We start from the raw sequence: 10988 nt of genomic DNA, 5'->3' as shown, positions 1-10988 counted from the left end.
TTTTAGTGCCCTCGGATTGGGTCATAGTGTCTGTCGTTGCCAAAACATCGGCGCTTCCGTTGTTGGCACTTAGGGACGATCCTTTTGTGCCGGCACTTTGGGGCACTCCTTGTCATTGGTGCAAAGCAACCTGTCTCCATTGCGCTGAGCGGCGTGTGCCGTTAAGCGGAGAGGCGTATTGTTGACCCATCGTTTGGGCATACAATGGCTATTGGCTTGCTGCGGTGAAGGTCTGTCCGCTCCGCAGCTTTTTTCTACGGTTAAAGGAGTATGTATGTCCGTTGAGGTCATGAGGTCTGTGATCGATGCTGCCGAGGGGCGCGTGCCCGTCGACACGCTGTTTACCAATGCGCAGATCGTCGACGTGTATGGCCAGCGTGTGGCGCCCGGTAGCGTTGCCGTCAAGGACGGTGTGATCGTCGGCGTGCTCTACGATGGTCGCGACGATGCTGCTGGCACCTACGAGGCAACTGAGGTCATCGACTGCCAGGGTCGCTATCTCGCTCCCGGTTTTATTGACGGGCATTTGCATATCGAGTCCTCGAACATCCGTCCCGCCGAGTATGCTCGCATGGCCGCGACGCGCGGTACTACCACCGCCATTGCCGACAGCCACGAGATTGCCAATGTTGCCGGTCTCGACGGCTTGCGCTTTATGATCGAGGACGGCCGCCGCGCACCCATCTCCATCAAGTACATGATGCCTTCGTGCGTGCCCGCGCTGCCCGACGAGCAGGCCGGTGCCGTTATTTCGGCTGCCGATATGCAGGCGTTTTTTGCCGAGCATCCGGGCGATGTTTTTGGCCTGGGCGAGATGATGAACCTGCCGGGTGTCTTTATGGCCGACCCCGAGACCTGTGCTCGCATCGATGCTGCCAACCAGACGCCGTCCAAGCAGGTCGACGGCCATGCACCGCTCGTTGCCGGCAAGGACCTTAATGCCTATGCCGCGGCGGGCATTATCGCCGATCACGAGTCGACGATTCCCGAGGAGGCGCTCGATAAACTGTCTCGTGGCATGTACGTGATGCTGCGCGAGGGCACGTGCAGCCATGACCTGGCCAATCTGTCGCCGATGCTGCTGGAGAACCCCGCGCGCGCCCGCCGCTGCTGCTTTGCGACTGACGACCGCGCCCCTTCCGATGCGCTTGCGACTGGCATGATCGACAATGCCTGCCGCGTGGCGATTGAGGCCGGTATCGACCCCGTGGTCGCTATCTCTATGGCGTCCCTCTCCACGGCCGAGGCGTTTGGCCTGGATCACGGCTGCCGCGACCCGCACGAGCTGCGTGGTGCGATTGCCCCGGGCAAGCGTGCCGACCTGCTGGTGCTCAATGACCTGACGTTTGCTACGGCTCCGCATCGAGTATATGCCGCCGGTGCTCTGGTGGCGCAGGACGGCACCTTTGTGGGCGAGATCGCTCCCGAGATGGCCGAGGTTGCGGCCCTTGCCGATGAGCTGCGCGCCTCCGTTAAGCTGCCGAAGCTTTCGCTCGACGTGTTCGACTATGCCTTTAAGCCGGGCGAGGCCGTTATCGATGTCATCCCGGGTATGGCTATCACGGGTATGGCTCGCCCCGAGAGTGCCGAGGGCCTGCGCCGCATTATGCTGATCGAGCGCCACGGCCGCGGCGTGTCGCTGCAGGCCGAGGGCGCCGACGGTGACGGCCCCGCGGGTCTGGGCTTGGTTGGCAAGCATATCGGTCGCGGCTGGGTACGCGGCTTTACCATCACGGGTGGCGCCATTGCCTCCACGATTGGCCACGACTCGCACAACGTGTGCGTGGTGGGCGACAATGCGGCGGATATGATGGCTGCCGTTGAGGCCGTGGGCCAGGGCGGCCACGTGCTGGTGCGCAACGGCGAGGTCGTGGCGCGCATTCCGCTGGCGCTCGGTGGCCTTATGAGCGAGGGCACGGCCGAGGATGTCGCCGCGCAGCACGACGACTTTATGGTCAAGGCGCGCGCCATGGGTATCGAGCCGCCGCTCGACCCCATCATGGGCATCATTTTCCTGCCCCTGCCGGTAATCCCGACGCTCCGCATCCGCCCCGAGGGCATGTTCGACGTCACGACCTTCACCTACGCCGACTAGTCATCGGGGACGTTCTTAAACGACTAGCCGTCGGGGTGGCGTGTCGCCTGACGCCGCGACCGTGAGACCTCTGGCATGTGTGAGCTATTTGCCAGGTCCTTGTAACGTTTACGCCCGCGGAGTCTTATTTGAGCTCCCTTTGGGTACGTTGGAATCGGATACACGTTCGATTCCAACAAGCCCGAAGGGAGCTTTTCTATGTTTAAACTGATTGCATCCGATATGGATGGCACGCTGCTTGACGAAAACGGCCAGGTGCCTCCCGAGACCTACGAACTGATTCTGGCGCTACACGAGCATGGCGTGCATTTCGCCGCATCGTCAGGTCGTCGCTACGATCGCCTGTGCGAGTTCTTTGCGCCCGTTCGCGACAAGATGGACTTTGTCGCCGCTAACGGCGCCCAAGTCTACGCCGACGGTAAGATGGTAGACCGTGAGGTGTATTCCCACCTGGCGATTCGAAGGCTCGCCCAAGCCGTCAGGACGTTTCCCAATCTGCATCTTGCGCTCTTTGACCGAACCAAGTCCTTCCTGCTCGATGACGAGTGCAAGTTCGTGCGTGAGGTCGATAAGGACCTTCCCAATGCCGAGCGTATTTGGGAGCTGCCCGATCCCAGCGTAAATATCATCAAAGCGAGTATCTTTTGCGACGACAGTGCGGTTATGGACAGTGCGTACGTGCTACAGCGCGAACTTGGTCAGCTCTTTACTTTTGCTCCCTCGGGTAATGCCTGGATCGATGCCATGCAGCCCGGTGTGTCGAAGGCCTCGGGCATCGCGCAGCTCGCGGAGCATTACGGCATTGGACGCGACGAGGTCATGGCGTTTGGCGACTCGATGAACGACTACGAGATCATTCGCTTTGTCGGCACGGGTTGTGCGATGGAAAACGCGCGCCCCGCGCTTAAGGCGGTGGCCGATCGCGTGGTGGGTTGTAACCGCGACCACGCCGTCCAGCAAGAACTCCGCCGTGTTCTGGAGAGCCTTGCTTAATCCAGCAGTTAGGGACGTTCCTTTTCTGCCGGGTTGCTGCTGCTAGGCGAGGGCGGCCATGATGGTGTGGGCGACGCCGTCGTGGTCGTTGTCGTATCCGGTGACGGCGTCGGCGGCCTCGCGATCTTCGGGCTCGGCGTTGATCATGGCCATGCCATGGCCCGCTGCCTGCAGCATGGGGATGTCGTTGATGTTGTCGCCGAACGCCCAGGCGTCGGCGAGACGCTCGCCCAGATGCTCACACAGCCACGTGAGGGCCGTTCCCTTGGTGGCGCCTTCGCCCATAACCTCGATATTCATGGCGTACGAACGCGTGACCTCAATGCCTCCGAGCGTGTCGAGCGCCGCCGCGATGGCGTCGCGATCGGCGGGGTCGTGCCAGTACATAGCGATGCGTTCGAGCGTCTCGACCTCGTCGATCTTGCTGTCGATATTCATGTCGATCGGCGTTCGTGTGCGCTTGAGCGAAGCCGCGATGTGGGGGTCGCCGCCACAGAACTCATCCAGACGCCCGTAGAGCGAGCGGGGGAGGAAGCACTGCCCATCCGCGAAGATATCGAAGGTCACATCGTGGCCGGCGGCAATGCGATGGATGCGGTGGGCAATGCCACGGTCGAGCGGACGGCTCAAGATGCGCGTGGCGCGCGAGGCGTCGGTGGGCGTATCCTCGTCGAGCTGCCAGACGCTGGCGCCGTTGGCACAGACCGCGTAGTGTACGGCGGGGTGGGCGAGGATGGGCTCAAAGACACCCGACAGCGGGCGCCCCGTGCAGGGCACGAACTCAATACCGCGTCGCGCAAGCTCGTCGAGCATCGCCCAGGTGGCGTCGCTCATCTGCTTATCACTCGTCAGCAGCGTTCCATCCATATCGGAAAACACAATCATTCGCTGCGATCCTTTCTACTGTCATAAAAAGCGTGGCCGAGGGCGGTGATGCCCTGGCCACGCTCGGGTTCTATAACGGTCCGCGTCCTAGCGATCGGCGAGCGGCTTGTATTCCAGCGGCTCGATAACCGGGCGATACGCGGGACGGATGATGCGGTGCGCGCAGAAGAGCTCTTCCATGCGGTGCGCCGACCAGCCGGCCATACGGGCGACGGCGAACAGCGGTGTAAAGAGCGTCTCGGGCACGCCGAGCATTTTGTAAATAAAGCCCGTGTACAGGTCGATGTTGGCGCAGATGGGCTTGGTCATGCCGTGGTCGCGCATCACCTGCGGGGCCAGGCGCTCGATGCGCTCGATGAGCGCGAACTCCTCGCCCAAGTCCTTCTTGGCGGCAAGCGAGCGCGCGTAACGGCGGCAGACCTCGGCGCGCGGGTCGCTCAGCGTATAGACGGCGTGGCCCATGCCGTAGATGAGGCCGGTGCCGTCGAAGGCCTGCTTGTCGAGGATCTTGCCCAGGTAGGCCGCGACCTCGTCCTCGTCCTCCCAATTGGAGACATGCGCACGGATGTCCTCGTGCATGGACACGACCTTGGCGTTGGCGCCGCCGTGGCGCGGGCCCTTGAGCGAGCCGATGGCCGCGGCGTAGGCGGAATACGGGTCGGTGGCCGAGGAGGACAGCACGCGGCAGGCAAACGTGGAGTTGTTGCCGCCGCCGTGCTCTGCATGCAGCATGAGCATCACGTCGAGCAGCATGGCTTCGTCGCGGTTGAATGCCATGCCGCCGCGCAACACCTGCAGGATGGTCTCGGCGGTGGAGAGGCCGGGCGTGGGGTGCGGCACGTGAACCTCGGAGCCGCGAAGCTTGGCGATCGAGGCCATGTGTGCGAAGGCGGCGATGCGCGGGAGACGTGCGAGCATGGAAATAGCCACGTCGATCTCATGCTCGGGCGTGATCACGTCTGGTTCGGCATCGAAGGCGTAGAGCAGCAGCACGGCGCGCTGGAGCACGTTCATGATGCTCGACGACACCGTGGTCATAGGGAACTCTTTGACGTACTCGTCGCTCAGATGTCTAAAGGCGCCCAGGCGCTCGCAAAAGCCGTCGAGCTCTTCCTTGTTGGGCAGCGAACCCGTGATAAGCAGATAGGCGACTTCCTCGTAGCCGTAGCGATTCTCGGCCTGGGCATTGTTGACCAGATCCTCGATGCTGTAGCCGCGAAGCGTGAGCTTGCCCTGATCGGGCACGACCTTTCCGTCGACCTTGTTGTAGCCGTGCACATCCGAGATGCGAGTGAGGCCCGCGACCACGCCCGAGCCGTCGGCATTGCGCAGGCCGCGCTTGACATTGTGCTCAACAAACAGGCCCTCGTCATAAGGGTCGGTCGGCAGGCCGTGGTAGAGGTTTTCGCTTTCAGGCGAAATCTGACGGCTCGCCTCGTAATCCAGAACCAGGCGGCTCAGGTGATCGTCGAAGCGGTAGTAGATTTTCTTGGCGTCGTAGGCCATGCGCGCTCCTCTCCGGTCCGCTTTGGGGCCGCGCGCTTGGACGATATGACGTCAAGCTGCCCCGAGCGGCTTGTTCGCTACAGGCGGTACATAAAGTTAAAGACGTCCTCGCGCTGGATGGACACGTTGACGCCCGAAAGCTCGCCGGCCTCGGCCAGCGCCTTCTGCAGCTCGGCGAAGTCGAGCTTGGACTCGGCGGTGTCGGCCAGCATGGTCATGGTGAAGATGTCCTCGATAATGGACTGCGTAATGTCGCGGATGTCGACGTTGGCCTCGCCCAGAACACGGGTGACGCCGGCGACGATGCCGGGGCGGTTCTTGCCAAGGACGGTGATGACGATGCGGGAGGACGAGATCTCGGCCATGGGAAACCCTTTCGCGTGGTTGCGGCGCGCGGGGGCGCTCCGCTACGGTACAGTGTTCATCATTGTACCTGTCTGGCGCAAAAAAGGCGCGCTCGCTGCGGCGTTACATGCCTGCAACATGAGCGTAAGGGGGAAGGCCGTACGGGGAAGAGCCGTCTGGCGCGTGTCCGGCTCGTGTTGGGTTGATTTCCGATCTCAGCCGAACACATTGAGCGGACAGGCCGTTCCCGCAGTCAGCCGAACGCCTCCGACGGCTGATTCCGAACTGGAAGCGGAGGGCATCCCCGCCCTTCGGTAGGGGGTACCGCTCCGCGGCGCATGCCGCGGGCGGCGCCCCTATCGGACCACCGTGACCTCAGTTGGGATGGGCCCAGCACTGCCGCGTACTCGGTGAGCTAGAGCCAACTGTTCGTCTTCACGTCGCGTATGGCGATATTTCGGTCGTCCGGCTCGGTGATGCCGTAGCCGAACGCCTGGAGCGTCTCGATGGACTCCTGGATCCTCTGTTGGAACATGGGACCCGGATCGACCCTCGGCCCGAGGTGCCCGCGCCAAAGGCACGACGTGGCGCGCAGCATGTTATGGATTTTGGAGATGGGCTCGATGTCGGCGTAGACGTTGAGCGTCGCCATGGCGTCCTTGTGGCCGAGGATCGATTGGAGCGCCTTGATATCGCCGCCTTGGCGGATCCACTGCGTTGCGAACGTGTGGCGAAGGCCGTGGAACGTGATCAGCTCGTCGTTGGTGCCCATGAGGCCGTTGGTCTCCGAGAACGTCTTGAACGCCCTGCGGATATAGCTTGTCGTCGCGAAGGTCGCGCCCGGCTCCGACAGGATGTAGCAGTCCCCGATCTCGACCGCCCCGGTAAGGCCGCGCAAGCGCAGCTTTCCGCAGTCGATCTCGTGGGTCTCCTTCAGGAAGGGGAGTAGGCCGACCGGGTCGATGGGGATACCCCTGGCGTCATGGGTCTTGGTGTCCTTGATGAACGAACCCATTCCCTTCGCGTACGCCACCGAGTGTCTGATCGAGATCAGGCCCGTCTCGAAATCCACATCGCACCACCGAAGGCCGCAGACCTCGCCGATTCGCATCCCCGTGTGCAGGGCGAGTACGACCGCCCTCTAATCCTCGGCGGACCAATCGAGTCCGAACTCCTTTCGGGCATCCTCTTCGCTCATGACTTCGAGAAGGTCTCCGGGTTGGCAACGAAGGGCGAGGCATAGCTGCTCGAGTGTGTTGAAGCGAATGCCGCGAATATGCCCTTTTTTAATACGGGACAGGTTCACGGGCGTGGTTCCAATCCTTTCGGCAAGTTCGTTCGAGGAAATCTTTCGCTCGGCCATGATCTTGTCGAGGCGAACAATTACGGGCATGGCGTTTCCTTACGCAATCTCGTCGGAGTCGAGGTACAGCTCTCGGGCGTACAAGAAGAGCTGGGAAAGCATGAACAGGACGATGCCGAGAACCAGAGAGGTCCAATCGAATGATGAAGCGATCTCTTGGGCGCCGACGGCCCCCTCGCCGCCAAACATCGAAACGGAGGTTTTGAGTGAGCCGGCGTAGAGGCTGGTGGCAGCTTGAACAACGAAGAGAATGCCGAGCACCTTCAAGCATGTCGCAGACCCTTTCTTGAAGGGGTCTCCGCTCTTGATCGTCCACACGAGAACGGCGCTGAGGATGGTCGTAGCGATACCGATGACGGCAGGGACCAATGTCGAGATCGCAAGGGCTGGATACGCGGGGGAGTCTGCAATTACAGGGTTGTCGAGCACTTCGATTGCTGGCTTTAAGGAGAACGCCACTTGTGCGATGGCGGTGGCGCAAAGGGTCGCAGAGGCTATCGCACATGCGATGCGGAAGGAATGAAGCCGGGGAGTGCGATTGTCGGAACTCATAATAACCTCCGAAGAATTTAAAAAACTCAGGTTACTTTTTAACAGTTTATGTTAAATTGACTTTGCCGGCAAGTAATAAGGGCCGAGCATTTTGTTCGGCCCCTCTGTTCCGACTGGATGAGGTTAAGGTTGGCGATGAATATGCTCAAAATCTCGAAGGCGATCTTTAGGTCGCTTCTCTCCTCCAGGTCGCTCTGTGTTGTCGTTGTTGCGTTGATGGTTCTTTGTGCTCTGCCCGTCTTCAGGAGCGCGGCTGGCATCGACGGACGGGTCGAATACCTCGAGTCGGGAATAACCCGTGTTGAGCAGGAATTGTCAGCATCCTATGCGGATGCGCTTGTGAATGCGGGGGAGGACGGTGTCTATACCTCTTCATCAAGCATGCCCGCGCTTCTGTACCCTCTTGCCGCGGGACGTCTTATCTTGGCACCGCTCTCTCCCCTACTTCCGTTTCTGCAGATATCGGATGGAGAGTACACCTATTATGACGGATCGAAGGAGTACTTGCTATGGGTCGCAACGGCCGTTGCCGTCTCGTTCCTTGCCGCGCGTCTTAACAAACGTGAAAAGCTCATCATCCAGGCACCGATGGGCGAGCTGGGTAGACTTGTTGCATCGAGCGTATGGGCGAGTGTTTTTGCAATGCTTGCCGTCCTCGCCATCAATCTTCCAGGGATAATCGCCGCGCTTGTGAAGAATGGCCCGGGCTCGCCGTTCTATCCGATAGGCTACATTCAATATGCGACTCCGGTTATCAAACCGGCTTGGCTGGTGTTCGCGCAGACGGCCATCTTGCAATTCTTGGTGGCAGCGTTCATCTCGCTTGTCGTTCACCTTGCCGTGAAGATTGCCAATAACCCTACGCTTGGAATCGTGTTCGTATGTGCCCTGATGGGGGTGACGATGGTTCCCGGGTATTACGGAAGATCCATCGCTTTACGTGAGTTCGCCCTGTTGAATCCCCTTACGTATGCGAACACTGAGTTGACCGTCGGCGCCTATAGCCCGTACCCGACAACGCAGATAGTGAATCTGCCTGGACTTTGCTTCGAGCGTGGCGCGATTGCCCTCGTATGCGCAATCGGGATCGAGGTGCTGGCAATTAGCCTGCTTTGCGTTGCTGGAAAGAGCGGCTGCGCGTGCCCGATATCCCCGATTTGTCTTGAGAGAGGTTCCTTCACTGCATCGAGAACGGCAACTCGTTCGAGCGCTTGTGCCTCCGCCGTTGCATACGTAAGAACGATGGGGAAACTGCTCCTGCGTTCTCCTACCCTCGCCGTATGCGCGATTGCAATGTCGACGACGATGCTGGCCCCGGCTCTGGTCGAGATGTTTCCTGACGCTGATAACGTTTCCGCTGTTCGGTATAGGGATGGGGAGCTCCGTTCAATAGATCGGTATCTAGAGCAGAACGCTGCGAATATGGACGTCGAGGGCAAAGCGGCCCTGGAAGACATGCGGGATGCTCTTTCGGGTTTCGTGTACGCGCCTATGCCTGCGGAGGGGTTTCGAAGCCTTGCGACGTACGAGCGCGCTCGAGGTGAGCTGGGCGCGGCAGATGCGACTCTCCTGCAATCGATCGGAATCGAGCCGGAGACTCCTTCTCGTGCGGAGGCGCGCGCCCTTCTGCTTGAGTCGATCGCGAGCTTGCCGGACCCCAAGGTTTACGAGTTAAGTACGAAGATGCCCCCATTAATCCTCCTTTCGTATCTCCAGGCAGCGCTTCCCTCCTTATTTTTGCTGTTGCCCGTGGTTGTCACATCGCTCGCGTGCACCCACCTGCAGTGTCGTTCCCTTCTGGTTCTCCAGATCCCCGCAACAGCGCATGTGCGTTTTCTGACGGCTGTTGCGCTGGCTCTCCTGCTTGGCTTGGTGCTGCTTTTGGTGTCGATGGTTCCCGCTGTCGTTGTGTCCGTGATTAAGAACGGTGCGGGTGGATCGGAGTATCCCGTCGCTCTCATTCGGGCGGGAGCTTCGACAACGTCCATGGTGGGGGAGGCGGTGTTGTGCAGTATTCCGTTGCTGGTCATGGCATACGGCGTGATTTCCGTCGTCGCTGCGTTGACAGCAGCGATTAGCCGCAACCCCGTTGTCACCGGAATGGTTTGCGCGGTTCTCTTGGTGTTGGGTTCGTTGAGCGCTCATGTTGAAAGCGTGGGCATGGGCGTCGCGCTGCTGGCTCCATTCGCCTCGTTTGATCCCGCTTCCCAGGTGGGGACGATTGGGTTCCTTGGGCGAGGGACGAACGCGATGCCTTTTGGAGAGGTCGTCGGCGCATCGGGCGCTCTGCTGGTGGTCTTGGGCGCCGTATCTCCGTTGATGGTGCGCCTGAGTGTTCCAAAGATCGAAAGGGGATGATCTCGATGATTGACCTTCAAACGCTGACGATCTCTTATGGAAAGAAGGTGCTCGTAGATTCGGTGAACGCTGAGTTTGCCCCGGGTACGGTCTACGGTCTCGTCGCTCCGAACGGGCATGGAAAGACGACGTTGCTGCGTGCGATGGCAGGTTTGCCGGGTCCTCGCGTGGACGGGAGCATCGTTCTGGATGAGGTGCAGGGTACGGGTGCGAGAGAGGTCCGTTCTATGATCTTCTATGCACCTGGTGAGGGGACGCTGCTGTATCCCGGATTGCGTGCGGAAGATCACCTCAAGATGGTTTGCGATATGTGGCCGCATGCTCGCGATATCGAAGAGATAGTGGAACAAACGCAGATAGGCGAGTTCGCGAAGATGAGGATCCGCACTCTGAGCCAGGGCATGAAGCAGCAGCTTACCCTGGCGATTGCGTATGCGACGGGCGCGCGGTACCTTCTATTAGATGAGCCCATGAACGCGCTCGACCCCAGCAGGGTGGACTTGCATTCCGAGATTCTCAGGAAGCTGGCCGATTCTGGTACGTGCATCATCATGTCATCCCACATCTTGGATTCGGTCGATAGGCTGTGCGATGAGATTCTGTTTTTGAAGGATGGGAGGCTCATTAGAAGCATTCCGCAAGATGATGCTGCGCCGAAGTCTCCTGGATCCCATTTCGCAAAGCCTGCCGGACGCGCCGAGGGTGCGCTAAGCACGTATCGGCGAGTCTACGAAAAGGGCGGGTAGAAATGCAAGTTAAAAATCTATGTGGTCAATATAATACCGTTAAACCCGCATATCGATACCGCTCAGCCATTCGCCTCGCCCCCGTCGCACGCATCTTCATCCGGTCTGTTACTTTTAATCTAACAATTCTTTGAGGAACGTAGGT

The 10988-nt window shown here is 60.1% G+C and carries 10 protein-coding genes; 4 read left to right on the top strand and 6 right to left on the bottom strand.

Annotated features, from left to right (window positions below; all coding sequences use genetic code 11):
- Window positions 1–274 precede the first annotated feature (274 nt).
- Window positions 275–2095 (top strand): adenine deaminase, encoded by a 1821-nt coding sequence (locus DWV43_RS09425; RefSeq protein ID WP_117818347.1) that lies wholly within the window; start codon window positions 275–277, stop codon window positions 2093–2095.
- 198 nt (window positions 2096–2293) lie between these two features.
- Entirely contained in the window at window positions 2294–3088 is a 795-nt protein-coding gene (locus tag DWV43_RS09420) for a Cof-type HAD-IIB family hydrolase (protein ID WP_055310360.1), read from the top strand.
- A gap of 42 nt (window positions 3089–3130) precedes the next feature.
- On the opposite strand, the gene DWV43_RS09415 is transcribed toward DWV43_RS09420, so the two are convergent.
- From DWV43_RS09415 to DWV43_RS09385, 6 genes are all read right to left on the bottom strand, one after another.
- The gene (locus DWV43_RS09415) at window positions 3131–3973 is read right to left on the bottom strand and encodes a Cof-type HAD-IIB family hydrolase (RefSeq protein WP_117818345.1); all 843 of its coding nucleotides are present in this window, start codon (window positions 3971–3973) and stop codon (window positions 3131–3133) included.
- Between the two features lie 87 nt (window positions 3974–4060).
- Window positions 4061–5479 (bottom strand): citrate synthase, encoded by a 1419-nt coding sequence (locus DWV43_RS09410; RefSeq protein WP_117818343.1) that lies wholly within the window; start codon window positions 5477–5479, stop codon window positions 4061–4063.
- Between the two features lie 77 nt (window positions 5480–5556).
- On the bottom strand, window positions 5557–5844 hold the full coding sequence (locus DWV43_RS09405) for an ACT domain-containing protein (protein WP_006235289.1): 288 nt from the start codon (window positions 5842–5844) through the stop codon (window positions 5557–5559).
- Window positions 5845–6239: 395 nt separating this feature from the next.
- The gene (locus tag DWV43_RS09395) at window positions 6240–6947 is read right to left on the bottom strand and encodes a site-specific integrase (RefSeq protein ID WP_255413613.1); all 708 of its coding nucleotides are present in this window, start codon (window positions 6945–6947) and stop codon (window positions 6240–6242) included.
- 18 nt (window positions 6948–6965) lie between these two features.
- A complete protein-coding gene (locus DWV43_RS09390) occupies window positions 6966–7217 on the bottom strand; it encodes a helix-turn-helix transcriptional regulator (RefSeq protein WP_006235292.1) in 252 nt (83 codons plus the stop codon).
- 9 nt (window positions 7218–7226) lie between these two features.
- Window positions 7227–7739 carry a DUF2975 domain-containing protein gene (locus DWV43_RS09385; protein ID WP_006235293.1) on the bottom strand — a complete coding sequence of 171 codons (513 nt, stop codon included), beginning with the start codon at window positions 7737–7739 and terminating at the stop codon, window positions 7227–7229.
- Window positions 7740–7874: 135 nt separating this feature from the next.
- Between DWV43_RS09385 and DWV43_RS09380 the strand changes: the two genes are divergently transcribed.
- Together DWV43_RS09380 and DWV43_RS09375 are read left to right on the top strand one after the other, a co-directional pair.
- The gene (locus DWV43_RS09380; RefSeq protein ID WP_117734371.1) at window positions 7875–10097 is read left to right on the top strand and encodes a hypothetical protein; all 2223 of its coding nucleotides are present in this window, start codon (window positions 7875–7877) and stop codon (window positions 10095–10097) included.
- A gap of 5 nt (window positions 10098–10102) precedes the next feature.
- Window positions 10103–10843 (top strand): ATP-binding cassette domain-containing protein, encoded by a 741-nt coding sequence (locus DWV43_RS09375; protein WP_158569863.1) that lies wholly within the window; start codon window positions 10103–10105, stop codon window positions 10841–10843.
- The last annotated feature ends 145 nt before the right edge of the window (window positions 10844–10988 follow it).

The sequence above is a fragment of the Collinsella sp. AF05-9 genome (assembly GCF_003465595.1).
Lineage (GTDB): Bacteria > Actinomycetota > Coriobacteriia > Coriobacteriales > Coriobacteriaceae > Collinsella.
This window is presented reverse-complemented; position numbering and strand designations above follow the sequence as displayed.